Source organism: Dyella acidiphila, from assembly GCF_014863405.1.
Taxonomy (GTDB): Bacteria; Pseudomonadota; Gammaproteobacteria; order Xanthomonadales; family Rhodanobacteraceae; genus Dyella_B; species Dyella_B acidiphila.
The window spans coordinates 37,022-62,546 of record NZ_JACZZA010000007.1 but is presented as its reverse complement, the minus strand read 5'-3'; the positions used below and the strand labels follow the sequence as shown (position 1 = coordinate 62,546).

At 64.5% G+C, this 25,525-nt stretch carries 22 protein-coding genes; 11 read left to right on the top strand and 11 right to left on the bottom strand.

All coding sequences use genetic code 11. The features are described 5' to 3' along the window. Window positions 1-9: 9 nt before the first annotated feature. The 5 genes from IGX34_RS12230 (at window position 10) to IGX34_RS12210 (ending at window position 3,304) form a co-directional block, all read left to right on the top strand. The gene (locus tag IGX34_RS12230; protein ID WP_192556016.1) at window positions 10-543 is read left to right on the top strand and encodes a CYTH domain-containing protein; all 534 of its coding nucleotides are present in this window, start codon (window positions 10-12) and stop codon (window positions 541-543) included. Continuing rightward, the gene (gene nagZ, locus IGX34_RS12225) at window positions 543-1,544 is read left to right on the top strand and encodes a beta-N-acetylhexosaminidase (RefSeq protein WP_192556015.1); all 1,002 of its coding nucleotides are present in this window, start codon (window positions 543-545) and stop codon (window positions 1,542-1,544) included. The genes IGX34_RS12230 and nagZ overlap by 1 nt, the downstream gene beginning before the upstream one ends. 9 nt (window positions 1,545-1,553) lie before the next feature. Beyond that, window positions 1,554-2,120 carry a hypoxanthine-guanine phosphoribosyltransferase gene (locus IGX34_RS12220; protein WP_192556014.1) on the top strand — a complete coding sequence of 189 codons (567 nt, stop codon included), beginning with the start codon at window positions 1,554-1,556 and terminating at the stop codon, window positions 2,118-2,120. Between the two features lie 55 nt (window positions 2,121-2,175). Continuing rightward, a complete protein-coding gene (locus tag IGX34_RS12215) occupies window positions 2,176-2,925 on the top strand; it encodes an S-methyl-5'-thioinosine phosphorylase (RefSeq protein ID WP_192556013.1) in 750 nt (249 codons plus the stop codon). A gap of 172 nt (window positions 2,926-3,097) precedes the next feature. Beyond that, window positions 3,098-3,304, top strand: coding sequence for a cold-shock protein (locus IGX34_RS12210; RefSeq protein WP_188798731.1), 207 nt, complete (start codon window positions 3,098-3,100; stop codon window positions 3,302-3,304). Between the two features lie 122 nt (window positions 3,305-3,426). On the opposite strand, the gene IGX34_RS12205 is transcribed toward IGX34_RS12210, so the two are convergent. From IGX34_RS12205 to IGX34_RS12195, 3 genes are all read right to left on the bottom strand, one after another. Continuing rightward, window positions 3,427-5,199 carry an ABC transporter transmembrane domain-containing protein gene (locus IGX34_RS12205; protein WP_192556012.1) on the bottom strand — a complete coding sequence of 591 codons (1,773 nt, stop codon included), beginning with the start codon at window positions 5,197-5,199 and terminating at the stop codon, window positions 3,427-3,429. Window positions 5,200-5,275: 76 nt separating this feature from the next. After that, window positions 5,276-6,373, bottom strand: a complete 1,098-nt coding sequence (locus IGX34_RS12200) for an acyltransferase family protein (RefSeq protein WP_192556011.1) — start codon at window positions 6,371-6,373, stop codon at window positions 5,276-5,278. Window positions 6,374-6,496: 123 nt separating this feature from the next. Continuing rightward, entirely contained in the window at window positions 6,497-7,084 is a 588-nt protein-coding gene (locus IGX34_RS12195) for an IMPACT family protein (RefSeq protein ID WP_192556010.1), read from the bottom strand. Window positions 7,085-7,174: 90 nt separating this feature from the next. On the opposite strand from IGX34_RS12195, the gene IGX34_RS12190 reads away from it, so the two are divergent. The 3 genes from IGX34_RS12190 (at window position 7,175) to IGX34_RS12180 (ending at window position 10,455) form a co-directional block, all read left to right on the top strand. Continuing rightward, a complete protein-coding gene (locus tag IGX34_RS12190; RefSeq protein WP_192556009.1) occupies window positions 7,175-7,933 on the top strand; it encodes a YdcF family protein in 759 nt (252 codons plus the stop codon). A 143-nt stretch (window positions 7,934-8,076) separates the two neighbouring features. Further along, complete coding sequence (locus tag IGX34_RS12185) at window positions 8,077-9,216, top strand: PI-PLC domain-containing protein (RefSeq protein ID WP_192556008.1); 1,140 nt, start codon at window positions 8,077-8,079, stop codon at window positions 9,214-9,216. Between the two features lie 84 nt (window positions 9,217-9,300). Next, complete coding sequence (locus IGX34_RS12180) at window positions 9,301-10,455, top strand: PI-PLC domain-containing protein (protein ID WP_192556007.1); 1,155 nt, start codon at window positions 9,301-9,303, stop codon at window positions 10,453-10,455. 52 nt (window positions 10,456-10,507) lie between these two features. Here IGX34_RS12180 and IGX34_RS12175 read toward each other — a convergent pair whose 3' ends face one another. Continuing rightward, on the bottom strand, window positions 10,508-11,569 hold the full coding sequence (locus IGX34_RS12175; protein WP_192556006.1) for an NAD(P)-dependent alcohol dehydrogenase: 1,062 nt from the start codon (window positions 11,567-11,569) through the stop codon (window positions 10,508-10,510). 180 nt (window positions 11,570-11,749) lie between these two features. On the opposite strand from IGX34_RS12175, the gene IGX34_RS12170 reads away from it, so the two are divergent. Next, complete coding sequence (locus tag IGX34_RS12170; protein ID WP_192556005.1) at window positions 11,750-12,691, top strand: AraC family transcriptional regulator; 942 nt, start codon at window positions 11,750-11,752, stop codon at window positions 12,689-12,691. 477 nt (window positions 12,692-13,168) lie between these two features. On the opposite strand, the gene IGX34_RS12165 is transcribed toward IGX34_RS12170, so the two are convergent. The 4 genes from IGX34_RS12165 to IGX34_RS12150 form a co-directional block, all read right to left on the bottom strand. After that, window positions 13,169-14,599, bottom strand: a complete 1,431-nt coding sequence (locus IGX34_RS12165) for an aldehyde dehydrogenase family protein (protein WP_192556004.1) — start codon at window positions 14,597-14,599, stop codon at window positions 13,169-13,171. A gap of 16 nt (window positions 14,600-14,615) precedes the next feature. Further along, on the bottom strand, window positions 14,616-16,256 hold the full coding sequence (locus IGX34_RS12160) for an acetolactate synthase large subunit (RefSeq protein ID WP_192556003.1): 1,641 nt from the start codon (window positions 16,254-16,256) through the stop codon (window positions 14,616-14,618). Between the two features lie 115 nt (window positions 16,257-16,371). Further along, window positions 16,372-17,739 (bottom strand): exodeoxyribonuclease VII large subunit, encoded by a 1,368-nt coding sequence (xseA, locus tag IGX34_RS12155; RefSeq protein WP_192556002.1) that lies wholly within the window; start codon window positions 17,737-17,739, stop codon window positions 16,372-16,374. 122 nt (window positions 17,740-17,861) lie between these two features. Continuing rightward, complete coding sequence (locus tag IGX34_RS12150; protein WP_192556001.1) at window positions 17,862-19,313, bottom strand: phospholipase D-like domain-containing protein; 1,452 nt, start codon at window positions 19,311-19,313, stop codon at window positions 17,862-17,864. Window positions 19,314-19,357: 44 nt separating this feature from the next. On the opposite strand from IGX34_RS12150, the gene IGX34_RS12145 reads away from it, so the two are divergent. Both IGX34_RS12145 and IGX34_RS12140 read left to right on the top strand, forming a co-directional pair. Next, window positions 19,358-21,331, top strand: coding sequence for an acetyl-CoA hydrolase/transferase C-terminal domain-containing protein (locus IGX34_RS12145; RefSeq protein ID WP_425598787.1), 1,974 nt, complete (start codon window positions 19,358-19,360; stop codon window positions 21,329-21,331). 238 nt (window positions 21,332-21,569) lie between these two features. After that, window positions 21,570-22,382 (top strand): HD-GYP domain-containing protein, encoded by an 813-nt coding sequence (locus IGX34_RS12140; RefSeq protein ID WP_338015465.1) that lies wholly within the window; start codon window positions 21,570-21,572, stop codon window positions 22,380-22,382. On the opposite strand, the gene aat is transcribed toward IGX34_RS12140, so the two are convergent. The 3 genes from aat to trxB form a co-directional block, all read right to left on the bottom strand. After that, window positions 22,366-23,115 (bottom strand): leucyl/phenylalanyl-tRNA--protein transferase, encoded by a 750-nt coding sequence (gene aat / locus IGX34_RS12135; RefSeq protein WP_192555999.1) that lies wholly within the window; start codon window positions 23,113-23,115, stop codon window positions 22,366-22,368. The genes IGX34_RS12140 and aat overlap by 17 nt on opposite strands. Further along, window positions 23,112-24,236, bottom strand: a complete 1,125-nt coding sequence (locus IGX34_RS12130) for a GNAT family N-acetyltransferase (RefSeq protein ID WP_192555998.1) — start codon at window positions 24,234-24,236, stop codon at window positions 23,112-23,114. The genes aat and IGX34_RS12130 overlap by 4 nt, the downstream gene beginning before the upstream one ends. A 250-nt stretch (window positions 24,237-24,486) precedes the next feature. Continuing rightward, window positions 24,487-25,449: a thioredoxin-disulfide reductase gene (gene trxB, locus IGX34_RS12125; RefSeq protein WP_192555997.1), complete on the bottom strand. Its 963-nt coding sequence runs from the start codon at window positions 25,447-25,449 to the stop codon at window positions 24,487-24,489. Between the last annotated feature and the right edge of the window lie 76 nt (window positions 25,450-25,525).

The window sequence follows — 25,525 nt, the reverse complement described above, 5'->3', positions numbered from 1 at the left end:
GCTCACACGATGGGTATCGAGATCGAACGCAAATTCCTGCTCGCCAATGACACCTGGCGTGCGGCTGTCAGCAGCAGCAAGCAGATCGCACAGGGCTATCTGGTGAATGTGCGTGCGTTGCGCGATGGCACTGCGCGTGCCTCGGTGCGCGTGCGCATCAGCGGCGAGCAGGCATGGCTGAATATCAAATCGGTGGAGCTGGGCATTGCCCGCGCCGAGTACGAACTGCCGTTGCCGTTGGCCGATGCGCAAACCATGCTTGCCAGCCTGTGCGATGGGGTGCTGGAAAAAACGCGCCATCACGTCGAAGTCGATGGCTGGCTGTTCGAGGTCGATGAGTTCCTCGGCGACAACCAGGGCCTGCTGGTGGCGGAGATCGAGCTGCCGGCGACCGATGCGGAGTTTCCGCGTCCCGTGTGGCTGGGCCGCGAAGTCAGCAGCCTGGCGCGCTACTACAACGTCAATCTGCTCGAGTACCCGTTTTCGCACTGGAGTGACGACGAGCGCGCAGCCATCGATGCATCCAGCGGAGGGCACGCCTGATGTTGCTGATCGGTATCGCCGGCACCGAGCTGCTGCCCGCCGAACAGGCGTGGCTGACGGCACCGGGTGTGGCGGGAGTAATCCTGTTTGCGCGCAACTACACCGGCCGTGAGCAATTGCTGGCGCTGGTGGAATCGATCCGCGCCGTGGCCGGCGAAGAATTCCTGCTCGCCGTCGACCAGGAAGGCGGTCCCGTACAGCGCTTCCGCGAGGGCTTCACCCGCTTGCCCGCGCTGGCCAAGATCGGTGCGGTATATGACCGCGATCCCACCGAAGCGGTGCGCCTGGCAGAAGAACATGCCTGGGTGATGGCCAGCGAGCTGCGCGCCAGTGGTATCGATTTCAGTTTCGCGCCGGTCGCCGACCTGGCACGCGGCAACGCCGCCATCGGCACGCGTGCCTTCCACGCCGATCCGGCCGTAACCGCCGAGCTGGTCCACGCCTATGTGCGCGGCATGCATCTGGGCGGCATGGCTGCGGTGCTCAAGCATTTCCCGGGACATGGTTCGGTAGCGGTGGATACGCACAAGGCGCAGGCGATCGATCCGCGTTCGCTGGACGAGATCCGCCGCGACGACCTGCGCCCGTTTGCCGAAGCGTTCTCGGCGCACGCCGAAGCGGTGATGATGGCCCACGTGGTCTATCCCGCGGTCGACGAGCAGCCGGCCGGGTTTTCCTCGCGCTGGATCGAGCAGATCTTGCGTGGCGAGCTGGGTTTCCAGGGCGCCGTGATCAGCGACGACATCAGCATGGCCGCTGCCGGCGTAGCCGGTGGCGTGGCGCAGCGGGTGCATGCGCACCTGGGCGCCGGCTGCGACCTGGTGCTGGCCTGCTTCCCCGAGGTGGTGGAAGCGGCGATTGCCGCCATGCCGACACCTTCGGCCGCTAGCATGCAGCGCGTCGCCAGCCTGCGCGGCGCCATCGGCGCGACCTGGGCCGGCCTGCTCGACAATCCGCAGCGCGATCGTTTCGTCGCGCGCATTACTGCCCTGGATCGCTAAGGAACCGCCATGAGTCCATCACCTGCCCACCAGGCGCCGCCCACGCTGGCCGATGCCTTGCTCCGTTCCGACGTGCTGTTCGAGCGCGCCGAGCTGGACACCGTGATCGCCGACCTGGGGCGTGCCATCGACACGGCGCTCGATGGCGAACGCGCGGTCTTCCTCACCGTCATGAATGGCGCGCTGATGTTCGGCGGCCAGCTGGCGCTGGCGATCCGCACCGATCTCGAATTCGATTACGTGCATGCCACCCGCTACCGGGGCGCTACCTCGGGCAGCGATCTGCACTGGCTGCGCGAGCCGGCGGTATCGCTGCAGGGGCGCACGGTGCTGCTGGTCGACGACATCCTCGACGAAGGCCACACCCTCAAGGCCGTGCGTGACGACTGCCTGCGCCGCGGCGCTACGCGCGTGCTGGTGGCCACGCTGTGCTGCAAGGATCACGGCCGTTGCGTCGATGGTATCCAGAGCGACTTCAACGGCGTGGTGCTGCCCGATCGCTATGTCTTCGGCTATGGCATGGACTACTACGAACAAGGCCGCAACCTGCCGGCGATCTACGCGCTGAAAGAGTAGGGCGCTGCCAGCGCACTCGTTCCGCATCACCTTTGGCTAAGCAGACCTACAGCTAATGACTTCATCGATCGATCTCGCCGTTATCGGCGGCAGCGGCCTCTACCAGTTCCCCGGCCTGGAACGCAGCACGCGGCAAAGCGTCGACACGCCGTATGGCCCCGCCTCGGGCGACGTGGTCGTCGGTGATTTCGCCGGCCGCCGCATTGCCTTCCTGGCGCGCCATGGCGAAAGCCACACGCTGCCGCCGCATCGCGTCAATTACCGCGCCAACCTGTGGGCGCTGCACCACCTGGGCGCGCGCAAGATCATCGGCGTAAATGCGGTGGGCGGTATCCGCGACGACATGGGGCCGCGCGTCATCGTGGTGCCCGACCAGGTGATCGACTACACCCATGGGCGCTATACAAGTTTTTGCGATGTGGAAGGCGCCGAGGTCAAGCACATCGATTTCAGCGAGCCCTATACCGCCAGCCTCCGCACGGCCTTGCTGGCTGCGGCAAAGCGGGCGGGCATCCCCGCCATCGATGGCGGCTGCTATGGCGCCACCCAGGGGCCGCGCCTGGAAACCCGGGCCGAAATCGCCCGTATGAAGCGTGACGGCTGCGACCTGGTAGGCATGACAGGTATGCCGGAAGCTGCCTTGGCACGTGAGCTTGAACTCGACTACGCTTGCCTGGCGCTGGTCGCCAACTTTGCCGCGGGGTGCGGCGACGAGGCCGAAATCAGCATCGAGGAGATCTTCGCCCACCTGGCGGCTGCGACCGCCTCGGTACCGCCCATCCTTGCCGAATTGCTCAAAAGCTAAGCAGCCAGCGCGGCCTGGGTCATGCCCGGGCCACTTCGGACGCGGGCGCATATTGCGCTTTTCCCGAAAACATGCAGATACTTTCTCTGTGCCAGGGGCGGCGGACCTAGGGGTAGAGGTGGTTCTCGCAGAGACTTGGTACATCCAGTCCTTAGATTCAGAGGTTCACGCAATGCGTTTCGGTACGGTCAAGTGGTTCAACGACGCCAAGGGTTTCGGCTTCATCGCGCCCGAGGACGGTGGGGAGGACGTGTTTGTCCACTTCTCGGCGATCAACGCCAAGGGCTTCCGTAGTCTGCAAGAAGGTCAGCGAGTGAAATTCGAAGTGACCCAGGGCCCGAAGGGTGCCCAGGCCTCCGGTGTCGAGCTCGCACAGTAATTCCAAGCCGTTGCATGCAGTTCTGAAAAAGCCCCGCCTGTCGGGGCTTTTTCTTGTTCAACGATGCGCCTTTTGCGTTTGCCTCCGCTCCCCTCCGGGGAGAGGATTGAGGTGAGGGGCCATCAGGCGACGAACTGCAGCCGCGCCAGCTCCGCATACAAACCATCTTCCGCCAGCAGGCTTTCGTGCGTGCCCTGCGCCACGATGCGGCCGCCGTCCATCACCACGATCCGGTCCGCGCGCTGCACGGTCGCCAGGCGATGCGCGATCACCAGAGTGGTGCGGCCTTTTTCCAGGCGTTCCAATGCCTGCTGGATCGCAGCTTCCGATTGCGCATCCAGTGACGAAGTCGCCTCGTCCAGCAACAGCAGCGGTGCATCGCGCAGGATCGCGCGGGCAATCGCAATGCGCTGGCGCTGTCCGCCAGACAGGCGCACGCCGCGTTCGCCAAGTTCCGCCGCATAGCCGTTCTGCAGCAGCTGGATAAAGTCATGCGCTTCGGCGGCGCGCGCTGCGGCGTGCACATCCTCGTCGCTGGCATCCTGGCGACCGAAGCGGATGTTGTCGGCCGCGCTGCCGCCGAAGATCACCGTTTCCTGTGGCACCAGGGCGATCGAGCCACGCAGTTCCGGCAAGGTCATCGCGCGCAGGTCGACGCCGTCGAAACTGATGCGCCCGTGCTGCGGATCGTAGAAGCGCAGCAGTAGCGCAAACACCGTGCTCTTGCCGGCGCCCGAAGGGCCGACCAGCGCCACCGTTTCGCCGGGCCGGATATCCAGATTGAAATCGTGCAGCGCGGGCGCTTCCGGACGCGAGGGATAGCGGAATTCCACATGGTCGAAACGCAGCGCGCCGCGCACCGGCTGCGGCAAGGCCAGCGGATGCGCCGGATCGGCAATGGTGGCCTGCTCGTTGAACAACTCGCCCAGCCGTTCCATCGCGCCGGCTGCACGCAACACGTCGCCCCACACTTCGGACAGGCCCATGATCGAACCGCCCGACAGCATCGCGTAGACCACGAACTGCGCCAGCACGCCGGCATCCAGGCTGCCGGCCAGTACATCGCGTGCACCGACCCACAGCACCAGGGTGATCGCGCCGAAGAACAGCACGATCACCGCGGCGGTAAGGAAGGTGCGCATGCCGATGCGCTGGCGCGCGGTGGCCAGCGCGCGCAGCACGGCATTGCCGTAGCGATCGCTTTCGATGCCCTCGCGGGCATACGCCTTGACTGCCGGCGCGGCATTGAGTGTTTCGTTGGCGATGGCGGCGGCATCGGCCAGGCGGTCCTGGCTGGCGCGGGAAAGCTTCTGCACACGGCGGCCGAAAATCAGGATCGGCAATACCACCGCCGGAATCACCAGCGCGGTCAGGCCGGCCAGGCGCGGGCTGGTCCAGATCATGGCCGCGGTGGCGCCAACCAGCATCACTGCACTGCGCAGCGCCACGGAGATGCCCGAGCCGACCAGCGCCTGTACCACTTCGGTATCCGTGCCCAGGCGCGAGATCAGTTCGCCGACGCGATTGCGCTCGAAGAAGTTCACGTCCAGCCGGATCACGTGCGCATACAGCTTGGCGCGCAGGGCGGCCAGCGTGCGTTCGCCCAGCAGGGAGATGCAGTAGAAGCGCGCCGCGGTGGCGAAGGCCATCACCAGCGCCACTACGAACAAGCCGAGGAAGCTGCTGTTGATCGCGGTCGCACTGGAATTGCGGAAGCCGTGGTCGATCATGTGCCGCACTGCGGTCGGCAGCACCAGGGTGGCGCCCGAAGCGATGCCCAGAAACACCAGCCAGCCCAGTGCCAGCCGCCAATGTGGCCGGATAAAGGGCCACAACATGGTCAGCGAGCCGATGCGGCGGCGCGGCTTGGGATCGTTTGCGGGTTGTTCGCTCATGGGGCCTCGCCGCTGACAGGACCGGATTCAGATGGGGCTGGCGCGAGTCGATTCAATCGACAACAAGCAACCCAGCTTACCCGGCGGATGCGTCCGCCGGCGTGACGGCGGCCGGCGCGGCTGCGGCACGGCGGTCCCGCAGGCGCAGGAAGGGCCATTCCACGCCGTAATGGAGCAGGGCGCCAAGGGCAAGGATGGCCAGCGCATACAGCGCAAATGCCGCCGGGCCATGCACCGCCGGATGCGCGGCCAGCCATAACCACACCGCATGCATGGCCAGCTTGTGGCTCAGGTACAGGCTGTAGGACAAGGCGGCCAGCCAGCCGGCGCCGGGCACGCGCCAGCGTCCATAGCTGCCGCTGCCTGCGCCTGCGGCCACCAGCAAGGCCAGGCCCAGCGACAGCAATGGAAATCCGTACACGCTGGGAAGCAGGGCGAGGCGGTCGCGGAACAGCCAGATTGCGGCAGCACAGATGACCAATCCGATCGCCGTTACCTGCCGGGCATGCGCCTGCAGCCAGCGCCATGCTTGCGGGCGATACGCCTGGATGGCGGCAAGCGCCACGCCCGCCAGCAGGCCGTCGAGCCGGGAATAGGTGGGGTAGTAGATGGTTTGCAGATAATCCAGGCCGTGGCGTGCCGCATAGTCGCGAATCAGCATGCCGCCGACCACCACCGCGGCGCTTACGCCTACGGTCAGCGGTAGCGACGGCCGCCGCGTCAACAGCCACGCCAGCAGTGGAAAGGCCAGGTAGAACTGTTCCTCCACGCATAGCGACCAGGCATGCGAGAAGGCAGCGTTGTGCTGATAGTCGATCAGCAAGTTCAGCGTGAAGGTCAGGAATTGCCACGCCGGCTGCAGCCCCGGTGCTTCGCGCCAGGCCGGAAACCACACATAGACCGCCAGCACCAGCAGATACGCCGGCAGGATGCGGTAAGCACGGCGCCGGTAGAACGTGCGCCAGTGAAGCGGCATGCCCTGGCTCAACGGCCGCAGCAACTGATAGCCGATCAGATAACCGCTGAGCACGAAAAACAGATCCACGCCCATCCAGCCGTACGTCGCCACGGGCTGCAGCGCGCCGAGGTTGCCGTCGACGATCCAGGAGTGAAACAGCATCACCCACACGATCGCGATGGCGCGCAACAGGTCCAGGCCGGGCAGGCGTTGCATGGCATCCATCCCCTTCGCGCGGGCAGGCCCCCGCCTGCATCCGTTGCGTATCGAAGCGGGCAGTGTGGATCGGGCGGATGCAGCGCGAAAGGCCGAAAAAAGGCGTTTCGATGGCGCGCCGAATCAATCGACCAGATAGCCTTCGCTGCGCCCGCGGCTGATGTCGACGATGCGCAGCTTCGCTTCTTCCAACTGCTGCTCGGGCAAACGCCATTGCAGTCTTGCACCATCGGCCTCGAACTGTTCCTGCTCGAGCTCGGCGCCCAATTCCTTCAAGCGTGCCTTGATCCGCGCGAGCTCGGCAAAATCGCAACACAAGCCCAGCTGCACCATCGCCACGATCGGCGTGCGCGCCGCCAGCCGCAGGCATTCGGCGGCGGTGCCGCCATAGGCCCGGGCCAGGCCGCCGGCGCCCAGCTTGATGCCGCCGTACCAGCGCGTCACCACCACCGCCACGCGATCGATGCCTTGCCCTTCGATCGCCTGCAGAATCGGCCGCCCCGCGGTGCCGCCCGGCTCGCCATCGTCGTTGAAACGGTATTCCTGGCCGATGCGGTAGGCCCAACAGTTATGCGTGGCGCCGGCGTCGCTGACGGCCTGCACGAAAGCCAGCGCCTGCTGCGGCGTTTCCACCGGCGCGGCCTGGGCAAGGAAGCGGCTTTTGCGGATGTCCTCGCTGTGGCGGGCAGGGGCGACAAGGGTATGTAACATCGGCTCGGCAAAGTGCGGGGTGGTCGCAGCCTGGCTCGGTTGCGCACGGGCTGCGTTACGCTGCGCATTCTTTCATGGGAACGAACCGGCATGTTGATCCTGTTGCTGCTGCTGTCTTTGCTTGGTACCGCCTTCGGCATGCTGCGCTGGCGCCGATGCCAGTGGACGTTCTACGGTGCGACCCTGGTGCTGTTCGTGGCCGCGGGCTGCGGGCCGTTGCCGGCGCTATTGCTGAAGCGGCTGCAGGCACCGTATGTCACGCCGCCCACGGTGACCTGGGCGCAACGCAACGCCATCGTCCTGCTCGGCGCCGGCACCGTGCGCGTCAGCGGCACTTCGCAAGTGAGGCCGACCCTGTTCGCCCATGGCCGCATCATCCAGGCCTATACCCTCTATCGCGCCTGCAAGCAGGGCGGCAACGATTGCAAGATCGTGATCAGCGGCGGCGATCCGTTCCGCAACGGCATGACGGAAGCGGCGTCTTATGCCGACGTGCTGGCGGCGATGGGCGTCAGCCGCGATGACCTGTTGCAGGAATCGCGCAGCATGAACACCTGGCAGAACGCGCAGTTCGTGCGGCCGATCCTGCAGGACTACCGACCCGAGCAGGAACTGCTGGTCACCTCTGCCGCGCATATGGACCGCGCCTTGCTGTACTTCACCCACTTCGGCATGAACGTCACACCGATACGCGGCGACTACGTCGACGTGCGTTTCAGTTACTGGCCGAACGCCACCAATGTCTCGCTGACCGACCTGGCCATGCATGAATACATTGGCCGCCTGACGTATCACCTGTACAACCTGATGGGCTGGAACGCGCCGCCCAGCCGCAATGGCGCCGCGTAGCGCGCAATCCTTATGCGGACCTGCTTGCGCGCATGGCGTGCAAGCAGGTCATGCGCAGGGCATTCATTCACAAGCAGCTGCCAGCCGCGTTCAAGTGAGGGCGACACCGCCTCCTTCACTCCTGCCGAACGCGAGGACAGCCCATGCCCTGGATGACCCAGCTTTTCAACACCACCGATCCAGCTAGAGGCCCATTCCAGCTACGCCCCCTCAATCGCATCACCCTGCCGGGGACGCATGATTCGGGCTGCTATGTCGACCAGACCTGGTCGAACTTTCTTTCCAAGACGCAGATGCAGGATATCGGCACGCAGCTGCAGGGCGGTATCCGCTACTTCGATATCCGGCCGAAATTCCTCGGCAACGGCCAGTTCGTGACCTATCACGGCGGCCTGTACGAAGGCGGCATGCTGACCGGGGCAGGCGGGATCCTGCAGCAAATCCAGGCCTATTTCGCCGGCTTGCAGGCGAACGATCGCGAACTGGCGATCCTGAATATCTCGCACTTCTCCAATTTCAGTCCGGCGGCGCACAACGCGCTGATCACCGCGATCACCGCCACGCTCGGCAACATTCTGGTACAGCATCGGCAAGGTGCCATCAATCTGTTCGATGCGCCGTACCACAGCCTGCTTCGCGATGCGAATGCAACCATGCGCTCGCGCGTGGTGGTGCTGTACGACGGCGCACTGGATACGCCCATCGACCCCTTCGTGACGCAGGCTGCGCAGAACGGGACGCTACCGCCGGGCTTTTTCACGGTCGCGCCCAAATACATCAGCCCCGCCAACAATATTTTCCTGTTCGACCAGTATTCGAACCGAGCCAATCTCGACAACAACTTCTTCTACACCGGCATGAAGCCGGATCAGTTCGACAAGCTGATCCAGCGCGATCATTACGACTACGCACCGAACGCCAACTGGGTGGTGCCACACCCGTTTGCGCCGAACTGGACCAACAACGCCCCATTGGGCGTCGCCAGCACCATGCACTTGTTGTCCTGGACGCTGACGCCGCAGTTCCGCGGCGGCGAACCTATCTGGTACGCCGACCATCGCGCCAATCCGTTCCTGGCCGATTTCTTCTCCGATCCGGCGCGCTGGGCCAACGGCACCAGTTACGACGCCACCAAGGATCCGCAGGTCAACATCATCTATGTGGACCACTACGAATCGCTGCAACACAACAACCCACTCTCCATTTGGAACGGTCTGGCGATGCCGGTGGCGATCGCGGCCCGCATGAACGTGGGCGCCGTGGGCAATCCCAACACCTGGTAACGCAGCCGACGTGGCGTGCAACGGCGCGCCGCGTCCCGATCAATACGCTATCGCTCACTCAATCATGCCGAACGGGAGGCCGCTATGCCCTGGATGACGCAGCTATTCAACAACAAACAAGTCAATGCTGACGAAGTCAGAGGCCCGTTTCCGGAGCGGCCCCTGCGTCGCATTGCCTTGCCCGGTACGCACGATTCGGGCTGCTATGTGGAAAAGGCGGTGACCAATGCGCTGTCCAAGACGCAGCGGCAAGACGTCAATTCGCAATTGAAAGGCGGCATCCGCTATTTCGATCTGCGGCCGAAATACCTGGGCGACCAGCAGTTCACCACCTATCACGGTGCGCTGTACTACGGCGGCATGCTTACCGGCGAGCAGGGCATCCTGCGCCAGATTCGCGACTTCTTTACGGAGCTCGATGAAACGGATCGCGAACTGGTGATCCTCAACATCTCCCACTTCGCCGACTTCAGCGACCAGGCGCACCAGCAGCTGATCAACAAGATCGCCGAGGAGTTCAAGGGCTTGCTGGTGCCGTATACACAGGGCGAGATCAATTTGTTCGATGCGCCTTACCAGAAGCTGTTGACCGACGGCAGCGGCAACGCTTTTTCGCGCGTGGCGGTGCTCTACGACGGTGCGCTGGATACGGCGCAGGAAAGCTATGTCACCAAGCGATTGCTGAGCAAGGATGCGTTTCCGGCGGGCTTCTTTGTGCTCGCGCCCAAGTACATTGCCCCGGCCAACAATATTTACCTGTTCGACCAGTACGCCAATAAAATCTATGTCGAAGACTGGGGCATTTTCAAAGGCATGCTGCCCAATCAATACGACAAGCTGGTCCATCGCAGCAGCTACAACTACGCGCCCAATTCCAACTGGATCGTGCCCAGCGGCTATGCCCCGCAGTGGACCGATGACGCGCCGCTGGGCGTGGACAGCACGCTGCACTTGCTGTCGTGGACGCTCACGCCGCAGTCGATCGGCGGCGATCCCATCGACTACGCGGACAAATACGCCAATCCCGCGCTGGCCAGCTTTTTCTCCAACGAAACCCGTTGGGCCGATCAGCAGAGCTACAACTCGGCCAAGGATCCGCAGATCAATATCGTCTACGTGGACGACTACCGCTCCGAGCTGCACCAGAACGTGGACTCGCCGTCGTACGACCTGGCCATGCCGGTGGCGATCGCGATCCAGCTCAACGTCGGCACGGTCGGCGATCCGAGTACCTGGTAATGCAACGGCCCGGTTAGCGCGCTAGCCGGGCCGTTGCGGGCAGGCGCGTCGCTCAGGCCGCCTTGGCCAGCGAGGCCACATCGATCACGAAGCGATAGCGCACGTCGCTCTTCAGCATGCGTGCGTAGGCCTCGTTGATGTCCTGGATGTTGATCATTTCCACGTCGGCGTTGATCTGGTGCTCGGCGCAGAAGTCCAGCATCTCCTGGGTTTCCGGAATGCCGCCGATCAGCGAACCGGCGATGGAGCGGCGGCCGAAGATCAGGTTGCCGGCATGCGTGGGCGGATCGATCGGTTCCACCAGGCCGACCAGCACGTGCACGCCGTCCAGCTTCAGCGTGGCCAGGTACGGATTGAGGTCGTGCTGATGCGGCACGGTATCGAGGATGAAGTCGAAGTTGCCGGCCACCGCGGCCATCTGCTGCGGATCGGTGGACAGCACCACATGATCGGCACCGAGCCGGCGCGCTTCCTGTTCCTTGCCCGGCGAGCGGGTGAACAAGGTGACATCCGCGCCCATCGCCTTGGCGAACTTCAGGCCCATATGACCCAGGCCGCCCAGCCCGACCACGGCCACTTTCTGACCCTTGCCGACCTTCCAGTGACGCAGCGGCGACCAGGTGGTGATGCCGGCGCACAGCAGCGGTGCCGCGGCTTTGGGATCGACGCCGTCGGGAATGCGCAGCACGAACTTCTGCGACACCACAATGCGCTCGGAATAGCCGCCGTAGGTGCGCATGCCGTCATGGCGATCGGTGCTGTTGTAGGTGAAGGTCGGGCCTTCTTTGCAGTACTGCTCCAGGCCCTGCGCGCAGGCATCGCAGTGCTGGCAGGAATCGACCAGGCAGCCTACGCCGACCAGGTCGCCCGGCTTGAAGCCGCTGACCTGGGCGCCGACCGCGGTGACCCTGCCTACGATCTCGTGTCCCGGCACCACCGGGAACACGCTGTTGCCCCATTCGTTGCGGGCCTGGTGGATGTCGGAGTGGCACACGCCGCAGTAGAGGATGTCGATCGCCACATCGTCTGCGCGCGGCTCGCGGCGCTCGAAGCTGTGCGGCGCCAGCGGGGTGCTGGCGGATTGCGCGGCATAACCACGGATGCTCACTGTCATGGGTGTCTCCGGAGGGGTAGAGGGTGGGGCAGGCCGAAAGTATGCGAACCGGCCTGCGCATCCGTGTAGCCGGATCCTGCGAGATGCTTGCCCGATCCTGCAAACCCGAGCACCGCGCACTCGCCAAGATTTGCAGGAACAGGCAATCTGCGATTTCCCGCAGAGCCCCCTTGCATCCCCATGAATAGCCAGCTCAAGCCAGAAATGGCGTCTTCGCGCCTGGAACAGGATCGCGAGGAATTGACAGCCCTCGTTGAACGATACGCCCAGGCCGACGGGGTCTGGCCCACCGCCTGGCCGGCCTTGTCGTTCTTCCGCGCCGACAGCCCCGGCGACCGTACCTGCGCCATGTACGAGCCCTGCCTGGGCCTGCTGTTGCAGGGGAACAAGCACATCCTTCTGGGCGAGGAGCGCTTCGAGCAGGAAAACGGGCATTACCTGATCAGTTCCATCGACGTGCCGGTATCGGCCCAGGTGATCCGCGCCAGCCGCCAGCAGCCGTGTCTGTGCCTCACGCTGCGGCTGGATCCGGTGCGCATCGGCGAATGGCTGTCCGAGCTGAAGCCGGCCAGGCCGGCCACGGCGCGCGGCCTGGCGCTGAGCCCGGTCAACGGCGAGATCCTCGACCCGCTGTTGCGCCTGGTGCGCCTGCTGGACACACCCGAGGACCTGCCCTTGCTGGCGCCGCTGATCGAGCGCGAACTGATCTATCGCCTGCTGACCGGCGAGCAGGGCGCGCGGCTGGCGCAGATTGCGCTCAACGGCGGCCAGGGACAGCAGATCGCGCGCGCCATCCAGTGGCTGAAGTTGCACTACAACAAGCCGCTGCGCATCAGCGACCTGGCCAATCTGGTGAATATGAGCGCCTCCTCGCTGCACCATCATTTCCGCGAAATCACCGCGATGAGTCCGCTGCAATACCAGAAGGTGCTGCGTCTGCACGAGGCACGCCGGCTGCTGCTGACCGAAGGCTGCGATGTCGCCACCGCGGCGCACCGGGTGGGATATGAAAGCCCGTCGCAATTCAGCCGCGAATACAGCCGCCAGCATGGCGCACCGCCGTTGCGCGATGTGAACCGGCTGCGGGCAGTGGGAGCCTCGGTGATGGCGCTGGAAAGCTGACCGTCACCGCTTCCGTAGGTTGGGTTGTAACCCAACGAAACGTGCGGGAATGTTGGGTTACAACCCAACCTACGAAAGCGAGGGAATGCGCATTACGACTCGCGCATCACCATCAGGCGAATCTCGGCTATATCCTCGATCGCATAGCGCACGCCTTCGCGTCATGTGAACCGGCTGCGGGCAATGGGGGCTTCGGTGATGGCACCGGAAAGTTGACCCTCACCGCTTCCGTAGGTTGGGTTGTAACCCAACGAAAGGTGCGGAAATGTTGGGTTGCAGCCCAACCTACGAAGGCGAGGGAATGCGCATTCGTGCTCCCTCTCCTGCGTGTCCCACCGGACTAGCTTCGCGTCGCAGTAGGGGAGGGTCGGGATGGGGTGAAGTGGTTGCTGCTTGCGGCAAGCTCGTGCTTACCCCATCCCAACCCTCCCCTGTAAACAGGGGAGGGAGCAGTATCGGCAAGCAAATAGATTTACCTCACGACTCGCGCATCACCATCAGGCGAATCTCGGTCATATCCTCGATCGCATAGCGCACGCCCTCGCGCCCCAGGCCGGACAGCTTCACCCCGCCATACGGCATGTTGTCCACGCGGAAGCTCGGCACGTCATTCACCAGCACGCCGCCTTGCTCCAGTTCGTTCCATGCGCGCATGGCGTTGGCGAGGCTGTCGGTAAAGATGCCGGCCTGCAGGCCGTAGTCGGAATCGTTGACCATCGCGATGGCATCGTCGATGCGCTTGAACGGCGCCAGCAGCGCGAACGGACCGAAGGCTTCCATGCGGTTGACCTTGGCGTCGTGCGGCACGTTTTCCATCAAGGTCGCTTCGAGCATATTGCCCTTGCGCTTGCCGCCGCACAGGATCTTGCCGCCGCCTTTTTCCGCTTCGCGGATCCAACCTTGCAGGCGTTCGGCCGCGGCCTCGTCGATCATCGGGCCGAGGAACACATCTTTCTTTTTCGGATCGCCGGCCTTGAGCTTCTTCACCGCCTCGATCAGCCGCTTTTTCAGCTCGTCATACAGCGAGGCGTGCGCATAGATGCGCTGCACGCTGATGCAGCTCTGGCCCGATTGGTAGAACGCGCCGAAGATCAGGCGCTCGATCACCTTGTCCAGGTGCGGCTTCTGGTCCGCATCGATAATGCAGGAGGCATTGCCGCCCAGCTCCAGCGTCACTTTCTTGTGGCCGGCGCGTGCTTTCAGGTCCCAGCCGATCTGGCCGCCGGTAAAGGACAGCAATTTCAGGCGCGGGTCTTCCACCAGTGGCGTGGCGTGCTTGCCATCCAGGGTCAACACCGAGAACGCGCCCTTGGGCAGATCGGTTTCGGCCAGGATCTCACCGATGATCAACGCGCCGATCGGGGTTTTTTCCGACGGCTTCAGTACGAACGGGCAACCTGCCGCAATCGCCGGCGCCACTTTGTGCGCCACCAGGTTCAACGGAAAATTGAACGGCGTGATAAACGACACCGGCCCCAGCGGCACGCGCCGGGTATAGCCGTGATAGCCATCCAGGCGCGACGCCAGTTCCAGATTCAGCGTCTCGCCGTTCATGCGCACCGCTTCTTCGGCGGCAATGCGGAAGGTTTCGATCAGGCGCGTAACTTCGCCGGCGGAATCCTTGATCGGCTTGCCCGCCTCGACGCACAGCGCCATCGCCAGCTCGTCGCGGCGCTCCTCGAAACGTTGCGCACAATGCTGCAGCACCGCCTGGCGTGCCCAGGGCCGGAAATCCTTCATCGGGCCGGTGGCTTTCACCGCGGCCTTGATCGCTTTTTCGGTGGCGCTGTCGTCGGGCACCGCGACGCGGGTGGCGACCTTGCCGCTGTACTTGTCGTACACCTCCATCATGGTCTTGGAGGTCTGCGGCTGATTGGCGAGATAGTAAGGGTAGGTTTTCTCGAGCATGGTCGTTTCCCTAAGGTCAGACGGCAGCACTGAGGCGGCGGATTTCTTCGTCCAGGATGCGGTGGTTGTCGGAGTAGTCGATGGCCAGGTCGATCAGGTGCACGCCGCCTTCTTCGAAGGCACGCTGCAAGGTCGGCAGGAAATCCTCGGCGCGGGCAGGGCGATGGCCGTGGGCACCATGCGCCTGGGCGAACTGCACGAAATCCGGGTTGCTGAATTGCATGCCGTAGTCGGCATAGCCCATGTCGGCCTGCTTCCAGCGGATCATGCCGTAGGCATCGTCGCGCAGCAGCAGGATTACCAGGTCCAACTTCAGTCGCACCGCGGTTTCCAGCTCCTGCGCATTCATCATGAAGCCGCCGTCGCCGCAGATCGCCAGCACCTTGCGTTCCGGATACACCATCTTGGCCGCCATCGCCGAAGGCAGCCCCGCACCCATGGTGGCGAGTGCGTTGTCCAGCAACACGGTATTGGGCTGGCGCGCCTTGTAGTAACGCGCGTACCAGAGTTTGTACATGCCGTTGTCCAGGCACAGGATGCCGTCGTCGGGCATGCACTTGCGCGTGTCGCTGACAATCCGCACCGGATGCATCGGGAAGCGCGCTTCGTCGGCGTACTGGCCCAGCTGCTGCTGGAAGGCGTGGCGCACCTTGTCGAAGTAGCTGAAATCCCAGTTCTGCCGTGTCAGCGCGTCGGTCAGGCGCTCGATGGTATGGGCGATATCGCCCACCACTTCGATCTGCGGGAAATACACCGTATCCACTTCGGCCGAGGAGAAGTTGATGTGGATCACCGTGCGCCGGCCGACGCGCATGAAGAACGGCGGCTTTTCCACCACGTCATGGCCGGCATTGATGATCACGTCGGCCGCATCGATCGCGCGATGGACAAAGTCGCCATCCGACAGCGCGGCATTGCCCAGCCACAGCGGGTGATCCTCGTCCACCACGCCCTTGCCCATCTGGGTGGTGAAGAAGGGAATGCCCAGCTTGTCGATAAAGGCCCGCAAGGCCACTGCGGTGCGCTGGCGATTGGCGGCGGCGCCGATCATCAGGATCGGATGCTTGGCATTGCTGATCGCCTCGGCGGCCTGCACCAGGGCGGCGTCGTCGGGGGAGGGGCGCCGCGCATACTCGGTGGGCAGCAGGATCGCGTCCTCGACCTCGTCGCGGGCGATATCTTCGGGCAGTTCCAGATGCACCGCCCCGGGGCGCTCTTCTTCGGCGCGCCGGAACGCTTCGCGGATGCGCGCCGGAATCGTCGCGCCGGACACGATCTGCCGCGTGTACTTGGTCAGCGGCTGCATCATGTCGACCACGTCCACCAGCTGGAACAGGCCCTGCTTGTGCGTGCGGATCGGTTTCTGGCCGGTAATCATCAGCATCGGCATGGCACCGAGCTGGGCGTAGGCGGCGGCCGTGACCAGGTTGGTGGCGCCGGGGCCCAGGGTGGAAAGCGCCACGCCCGCTTCGCCGGTCAGTCGCCCCCAGGTGGCGGCCATGAAGCCGGCAGCCTGTTCGTGGCGGGTCAGGATCAGCTTGATCGAGGATTCGCGTAGCGCCTCGACCAGATCCAGGTTCTCTTCGCCGGGTACGCCGAAGATGCTGCGCACACCTTCTGCTTCCAGCGCTTTCACAAACAGAGCCGCGGCCTTCATGCATCGCCTCCAGGTGATAAAGCAGATGCTATATGTACACGAATATTCGATTTGTTCGGCGACACGTTTAATTCGTGTGAAGAATGAAACGATGTGCCGATGACCGGCGTATGACTTATTCCTTGCTTACGCGCAGCGATAGCTCACCGTCTGCCAGGCGTGCGCGCAGGGTTGTATCCGGCGCCACATTCTGCACCGAACGCAGCACCTTGCCATGTGCATCGAACAAAATGGTGTAGCCGCGTTCCAATGTCGCCAGCGGGCTGACGGCATGCATGGTGCGTGCGATCTGTTGCAGGCCCAGCCGTTCGCGTTCCAGCGTATGCGTGATCAGCCGGCGCAGGTGCAGTACCTGTTGCTGCACCCGTTGGCGCGAGAGGGCAAGTTGCTGGCGCGGATGATGGGCAAGCAGGCGCGCATGCGCATGCTCGAGCCGTGCCTTGAGCTGGGCGATATGGGCGGTGCGCACGCCGAGCAGGCGCCGCTGCAATTGCAGCAGCCGTTCGCGGTCGCGCGCCAGCCGTGCCTGCGGGCGTTGTGCCTGCAGCCGCACCAGTAAATGATCGATGCGCTGGATGCGCGCCTGCAGCCGACGCTCTTGGATGACGACGATGCGCTGGCGCAACTGCTCCAGATGCCGCAGTTGCGCACGTGCATCGGGCACCAGCAGTTCCGCTGCGGCAGATGGCGTGGGCGCACGCAGGTCGGCGACGAAATCGGCAATGCTGAAATCGATCTCATGGCCTACCGCGCTGACCACCGGCACGGCACTGGCATGGATGGCGCGCGCGACCTGTTCGTCATTGAAGGCCCACAGGTCTTCCAGCGAACCGCCGCCGCGGGTCAGCAACAACACGTCGTAGCGGCCGCTGGCCGAAGCCTTGCGCAACATTGAAACGATAGCCGGCGGCGCTTCGCGGCCTTGTACCGGCACGGGCAATACTTCCACGTCGACCAGTGGCCAGCGCCGGCCGAGCACGCTCAGCACATCGCGGATCGCCGCGCCGGTAGCCGAGGTGATCACACCAATCCGCCGCGCAAATTTCGGCAGCGCGCGCTTGCGTTCCTGGGCGAACAGGCCTTCGGCATCGAGTTGCGCTTTGAGCCGTTCGAACTCGCGCTGCAGCGCACCTTCGCCGGCCGGCTCCATATGTTCGGCAACCAACTGGAATTCGCCGCGCGGCTCGTACAGGCCGACCCGTGCGCGCACCAGCACCTGCATGCCGTCGGCGGGCTTGAAGCGCAGCCAGCTGGCCTTGGGCTTGAACATGGCGCAGCGCACCTGCGCCGCGCTGTCCTTCAAGGTGAAATACAGATGGCCCGAAGCAGGGCGCGCCACATTGGACAGCTCGCCTTCGATCCAGACCAGCGGCAGCGCATCTTCCAGCAGACCGCGCACCAAGCGATTGAGGGTGCTGGGCGTAAGGATGTGCCGAGGCGGCTGTCCGCCGGCACCGTCGCTGAAGTCATCGGGCGCTTGCATGGAGGCGGGAGACTAGCACGAACGGCTTGGAGAACATTCGATTGGCGCGGTATGCGCAGGCAGTTCCTTACGGGTGTTTTACAAGTGCTTGATTAAGCCTGCCTATTGGTCATCCGGAGGGCTCAATCGCCCTCCTCGCTGCTCTCGATGCGCCGCTGCCGCAGTTGGCGCAACTGCCAGGCGCGGATACCGGTATTGATGGCGAACCAGGCGGCGAGGGCGGCGATCGGCCAGCTAATTACCGCCGGCCACAGCACGGCCACGATGGTCAGCACCGCCAGCAGTAGCGAGGTCAGCGCCAGGGTGCCGATTTCGGTGTCGCCCAATACGCGCCGCTCGCTCAGCGCGGCGCCGACTGTATTGGCGATGCGCAGGGCACCCGCCGCCGCGCGGCTGGAGCTGCCGCCGACATGGCGTGGATGCGGCGGACGCGCCTCGCTGCTGCGCACGCTTTCGCCGCGGCGATAGCGGCGCGGCGAAAGCACGATCTCAGTGGCGTTGTGCAGATCCCGTTCGTATTGCTCGGCCAGCTGTGCCGCAAAGCCGGCATCTTCGATCGCCACATCGATCTCGCGGTTGTTCAACCAGCTGGCCAGGTTGAGATTGGACGAGCCCACGCGCGCCCACTGCTGGTCGGCTACCGCGGTCTTGGCATGCAGCATGGAACCGTTCCATTCGAATACGCGCACGCCGGCCTTGAGCAGGGGGCGATAGCCGGAGCGGGACATGCTGGCCACCAGCGGAATATCGCTGGTGCCCGGCACCAGCAGGCGCACATCCACACCATCGCGCGCCGCCGCCGACAAGGCCTGTACGTAAGGTGCGACGCCGACGAAGTAGGCATCGGTCAGCCATAGGCTGCGGCGCGCCATCGCCGCGATCAGCTGATCCAGCCGATACATGCCGGCGGTGGCCGGCTGGGTGGCGATCAGGCGGAGCGCCACCGAGCCGGCCGGCTCGGTCAATGGAGCGGACGTAAATACCGGCAGCGATCCACCGGCCGCCGACCAGCTGTCGGCAAACGCCACTTCCAGTTCCGCCACCGCGGGCCCGCGCAGGGCCACGCCGGTGTCGCGCCAGGGCGGTATCTTGCGTGCCTCTTCGCCCAGCCATTTGGCGCTGATGCATACGCCGGACAGAAAACCCAGCGCGCCATCCACCACCAGCTGCTTGCGGTGATCGCGGCTCATCCAGCCCAGCGAATGCCCGAACTGCGGCGGATTGAATACCCGCACCTGGCCGCCGGCTTCGCGTAGCGGCTTCCAGAACGAGGCGCCGGATTGGCCGAGGCAACCCATCCAGTCCACGATCACCGCCACAAACACGCCGGCGCGCGCGCGTTCGACCAGGGCGGCGCGGAACGCCTGGCCTACCTCATCGTCGCGGACGATGTAGTTCTCCAGCAGCACGCGCTGGCGCGCACCGCGGATCGCCGTCAGCCACGCGGCGTAGTGCGCCTGTGCATCGATCAGTAGTTCCACGTGGTGGCCGCTGAGCAGGGGCGCTCCCGCGGTACGGCTCAATGCCTGCTCAGCCAGCAAGCGGCTGGGCGTGGGTGAAAAGGTGGTGGCCATCCCCGGAGTATATCGACCGCCTTGCATGCATCGCCGTGAGGGCCATGCGCAAGCTCGCAGGCTTCTGGCATGATCGCGGCATGTTGCCAGAGCAGCGTTTTACGGATGTCGACGCCTGTGCGCAGCTGATAGTCGAGCGGCTGGGTGCCGATCTGCGCATTGCCGCCCCTTTGGGTCTGGGCAAGCCGCATGCTTTGCTCAATGCGCTGTATGCGCTGATGCAAGCCGATACCTGGCGTTCGATGACGCTCTACACCGCCTTGTCGCTGACCCGGCCGCAAGCGCAACCGGGGCTGGAAGCGCGCTTTCTCGATCCTTTTCTGGAACGCCATTTCGGCGTCGACTGCCTCGATCCGCAGTACGCGCTCGACCAGCAGCACGGCAAGTTGCCGCCCAACGTGGCGGTGCACGAGTTCTACATGCAGTCGGGCGCGCTGCTGAATGCCGGCGGCGCCCAGCGCAACTACATCAGCCAGAACTACACGCATGTGGCGCGCGACCTGGTGGTGCAGGACATCAACCTGCTGGTACAGCTGGTAGCGCGGCATGAAACGCCGGGCGGCGTGCGCTACAGCCTTTCCTGCAATCCCGACCTTACGCTGGATTTTCTCGATCGCGTGAAAGCCGCCGGCAAGCCGCGGCCCTTGTGCGTGGCCGTGGTCCATCCGGCGTTGCCGTATATGGGCGGCAACGCCGAAGTGCCGCACGATTTCTTCGACCTGGAGCTGGCCCCGGTAGTGTCGCCGCCGCTGTTTGCCATGCCGCGCCTGCCGGTGGACACGGTCGAATATGCCCTGGGCATGCATGCCAGTGCTCTGGTGAAAGACGGCGGCTGCCTGGAGATCGGCATCGGCGCCTTGTCGGATGCGCTGGTGAAGTGCTTGCTGTTGCGCCAGCAGGACAATGTCACCTGGCGGCAGACGCTGCTGGCCCTGGACCCCGGCGGCGCCACGCATGCGCTGGGCGCGCGCATGGGCGGCCTCACTCCATTCAAGACCGGCCTGTATGGCGCCAGCGAAATGGTGATGGACGGCTTCATGCACCTGGTCAAGGGCGGCGTGCTGAAGCGGCGCAGCTGGGACAACCTGGCGCTGGAGCGCGCCGCCGCGGCCGGCCGCCTGCCCGAGGAAGTGCCCGGCGGCCATTACCTGCGCGGCGGCTTTTTCCTCGGCTCGCGCGAGCTGTACGACTGGCTGGAGGTCACCGCCGGCACCGATCCGGATGCGATCGACATGACCCGCATCTCCAACATCAATCACCTCTACGGCGATCACCAGGCGCTGGCCACCTTGCAACGGCGCGGCGCACGTTTCTTCAATACCTGCATGATGGCCACCTTGCTCGGCGCGGTGGTGTCCGACGCGCTGGAAGACGGCCACGTGGTCAGCGGTGTCGGCGGCCAATACAACTTCGTGGCGATGGCGCACGAACTGCCCGACGGCCGCTCGATCCTGCTGCTGCGCGCTACCCGCAGCGGCCGGCATGGCGTGGAAACCAATATCCGCTGGAACTACGGGCACACCACCATCCCGCGCCACCTGCGCGACATCATCGTTACCGAGTATGGCGTAGCCGACCTGCGCGGCAAGAGCGACAGCGAATGCATCGAGGCGATGCTGGCGATCAGCGACGCACGCTTTGTCGATGCGCTGGCGGCGGAGGCGAAGTCGCACGGCAAACTGGCCGCGGATTTCAAGATTCCCGAGGCCTGGCGGCGGCATCGCCCCGAGGTTCTGCACGAAGCACTGGCCAGGCAGGTGCGCAAGGGCGTGTTGCCACGTTTCCCGTTCGGCAGCGACTTCACCGAAGTGGAGCAGCGGCTGTTGCCGGCGCTGGCATGGCTGAAGTCGTCCAGCGCGAACTGGCGGGGCCGCTGGCACTTGCTCAAGGCGGTGCTGCGTCCGGGTGAGGCCGGAGCTGAAGAAGCGGCTGCGCTGGAGCGGATGGGATTGACGGACGCGCGCTCTTTGGGCGATCGCCTGCAACGTCGTTTGCTGCAGGCGGCACTGCGCCGTTGACGATGACATCGTCGAGCGTTCGGCATCTTAAAGATTGCCCAGCCGTCATTCCGGCTTTCGCCGGAATGACGGCCAAGAAAATTGCCCGTTTTTGATGATGAGTCCGGGCGCGGCCCGGACCGGCACTCCTACAATCAGAGCATGCGTAGGATGATTTGCGCATGGACGCACATCGAGCCAATGACGGCCGATGGCAGAATGCGCCTTCGTCGGGCGCGTCATAGGGGAGGGCAGTCCGGTGGTCCTGAGCCCGCAATTGCGCACCGCCGGCACCTATGTGCTGGTTTCGGCCATCTACATCTGGCTTTCCGGCCGCCTGCTCGGCGACCTCGTGCACGACCCGCACCAGCTGGTGCATTACCAGATCATCAAGGGTTGGGCCTTTGTCGCCGGTACCGGCTTGCTGCTGTATTGGATGATCGGCCGCACGGTGCACCGCATGGCCGACGCCAACCAGCGTCTGCTCGATGGGCATGAGCAGGCGCTGCGCGTGCTGGTGGAAGCGATGGATGTGCGCCACAAGGAAACCAGCGATCACTCCGAACGCGTGGTGCGCATGGCCGCCGGCCTGGCGCGCGTGGCCGGCCTGCAGGGCGAGGCCATGCGTGACATCAAATTCGGTGCGCTGCTGCACGATATCGGCAAGCTGGCCTTGCCCGACAGCATCCTGATCAAGCCCGGCAAACTCGATGACGAGGAAATTCGCGTGATGCGTACGCATCCGCGCATCGGCCACGACATGCTGCAGCGGATCGACTTCCTGCGCGGCGCCAGCGCCATTCCCTACAGCCACCACGAACGCTGGGACGGTACCGGCTATCCGCGCGGGTTGGCCGGCGAGGAAATCCCGCTGGCCGCGCGTATTTTCAGCGTAGTCGACGTGTGGGATGCGCTGAGCTTCCCGCGCGTATACAAGCCGGCATGGCCGGAAGCGGAGGTACTGAAATACCTGCGCGAGGCCGCCGGTGCGCAGCTCGATCCGAAGCTGGTGCAGTTGTTCCTGGACAACTATCCCGCGCTGAAGACGCTGGCGCTTACGCCGCATCCGTAAAGCAGGTGCCGGCCAGCACCTGCGCGGCTGCAAGCGTGGGCAGTCCATGCCATTGCCGCGCATCGAACGGTGCTGATACCAGCGTGTGGATGCTGCGCAAAAAGACATTCCGCGGAATGTCCATGGCGCCCAGGCCGGCCAGGTGCGGATTGCTTACCTGGGCGTCGATCAGCGGAAAGCCCCAGCGGCGCAACTGCGTCGCCAAGGCGCACAGGGCCAGCTTGGAGCCGCCGCTGCAGGCGCTGAACATCGATTCGCCGCAGAACAGGCGGCCGGCAGCGACGCCGTAGATGCCGCCGATCAGGCGACCGGCTTCCCATACTTCCACGCTGTGCGCGTGTCCCTGCGCATGCAATGCCGCGTAGGCCTCGATCATCGCCGGGCTGATCCAGGTGCCGACTTGACCGGACCGCGGCGCCGCGCAGGCCTGCATCACCTGCTGGAACGCACGGTTCACCGTAATCTGCCAGGTCTTGCCGGCCAGCGCCCGGCGCAGGCTGCGATTGGGGCGCAGCTGTTCGGTATCGAACACGCAGCGCGGATCGGGCGACCACCACAGAATCGGCTCGCCTTCGTTGAACCAGGGAAAGATGCCGTGGCGATAGGCGAACAGCAGGCGCTGCGGCGACAGATCGCCACCGAAGGCCAGCAATCCATTGGGCTCGACCAACGCTGTGCGCGGATCAGGGAAGTGATCCGGCGTATGTTCGTCGAGCAAGGGCAGACGGATCATGATTGACTGTAGGGACTGCGGCCGAGCAGCTCTTGCGCATAAGCGTCCATATCTTCCCGCTCCTGTGCAAGCGCACGCCCCACCGCATGGCGGAAACCTTCGTGCAGCAGGTAATGGCGCGAATGCGTGCGCATCGGCAGGAAACCGCGCGCGAGCTTGTGCTCGCCTTGCGCGCCTGGCTCGAAGCGTTGCAGCCCATGCTTAATCGCATAGGCAATGCCCTGGTAGTAGCACAGCTCGAAATGCAGGTCGGGCAGGTCGACGCAGGCGCCCCAGTAGCGCCCATACAAAGTGGACGCGCTGCGCAGGAACAGCGCCACCGCCACGATCTCGCCGGCCTGCCTGGCCAGCGCCACCTGCACCGCGTCGCCCAGTTCCTTGCGCAAATACTGGAAGAAGGCCTCGGTCAGTGCGGCGTGATTGCCCTTGGCGTCGAAGGTCGACGCATACAGCGCATGGATCCGCTGCCAGCTGCGCCGATCCAGTTGCGCGCCGCCATGCATGCCGATCTCCAGGCCGTGGCCGGCGACGCGCTGGCGTTCGTGGCGGATGTTTTTGCGCTTCTTGTGATTGAGCGCGGCCAGAAAGGCATCGAAGTCGGCATAGCCCTGGTTGTGCCAGTGGAACTGCACATCGCTGCGCGCCATCCAGTCGCCGTTGAAGGCGTCCAGATCTTCCTTGGCGAGGAAGTTGGCATGCACCGAGGACAGCTGCAGGCGCCGGGCCTGCTGCTGCATCGTCTGCACCAGCAGTTCGCGCAGCGCAGGATCATTGCCTACCAGCAGGCGCGGCCCGATCACCGGCGAATAAGGCACCGCGTTGAGCAGCTTCGGGTAGTAATCGCCACCGGCGCGCTCCCAGGCACTGGCCCAGCTCCAGTCGAACACGAATTCGCCGTGCGAATTGCCTTTCAGGTACAGCGGCGCGGCGGCGATCAGCCGGCCATCGCGATACAGGCCCAGGTGATGGGCCTGCCAGCCCCATTCGGGGCGGATGCAGTCGCTGCGTTCGAGCCCGGCGAGGAAGGCGTGCGAGAGAAACGGATTGTCGTCCGGGCGCAAGGCATCCCAGGCGGCAGCGGGGATGTCGTCGATATGGTCGTGGAAGCGGGCTTCGATCACGTGGGGATCACACCATGGGAGTGTGAAAAGAAGCGTAGTTGTTCTTCAAAGCGTAGGTACTGTGGAGATGCGTGTACCTCGCAATGCGTACGTTTCCCTAACCGCCGTCATTCCCGCGAAAGCGGGAATCCATTTTGACCTTGAGCATCAGAGCAACATGGATTCCCGCTTTCGCGGGAATGACGGCGGTGGGGGCTGGGGCGGATGGGCGGCGGCTGTCAGCCGTCAGCCCCTAAGCCCCTCGGCAGCATCAACCCACCGACTTGTTCTGCTCCAGCCAGCGCTCCGCATCCAGCGCCGCCATGCAGCCGAAGCCGGCCGACGTCACCGCCTGGCGATACACATGATCGGCCACGTCGCCGGCCGCGAACACGCCCGGAACCGAGGTCATCGTGGCCAGGCCTTCCAGGCCGCTGCGGATCTTGATGTAGCCGTCGTGCATGTCCAGCTGGCCTTCGAAGATGCCGGTATTGGGCGTATGGCCGATCGCCACGAAGAAGCCGGTGACTTCCAGGTCGCGGGTGGCGCCGCTGTTGATGTCCTTCACGCGCACGCCGGTCACGCCGGTGTGATCGCCCAGCACTTCGCCGATGGTGTGGTTCCACACCAGCTCGATCTTGCCGGCGGCGGCCTTCTCGAACAGCTTGTCCTGCATGATCTTCTCGGCGCGCAGCTTGTCGCGGCGATGCACCAGGTAGACCTTGCGGCAGATATTGGACAGGTACAGCGCTTCTTCCACCGCCGTGTTGCCGCCGCCGACCACCACCACATCCTGCTCGCGGAAGAAGAAGCCGTCGCAGGTGGCGCAGGCCGATACGCCCTTGCCCTTGTAGTGCTCTTCGCTGGGAATCCCCAGATACTTGGCGGTGGCGCCGGTGGCGATGATCAGCGCATCGCAGGTGTATTCGCCCGAATCGCCCTTCAGGCGGAACGGACGCTGCTTGAGATCGGTGGAGTGGATGTGGTCGAACACCATCTCCGTTTCAAAGCGCTCGGCATGTTCGGCCATGCGCTGCATCAGTTCCGGACCCTGCACGCCCTGGACGTCGCCCGGCCAGTTGTCCACCTCGGTGGTGGTCATCAATTGGCCACCCTGCTGCAAGCCGGTGACCATGGTCGGCTTGAGATTGGCGCGCGCAGCGTACACGGCAGCGGTGTAGCCGGCGGGGCCGGAGCCGAGGATCAGCAGGCGGCTATGTTTAGGGGTGGTCATTGCTATAATCCTTGAGGTTTTGCGGGCGACTTGTGCGTTGTTTCGCTGGATCGGCGGCGCGGGTTTCAGGCCGGCG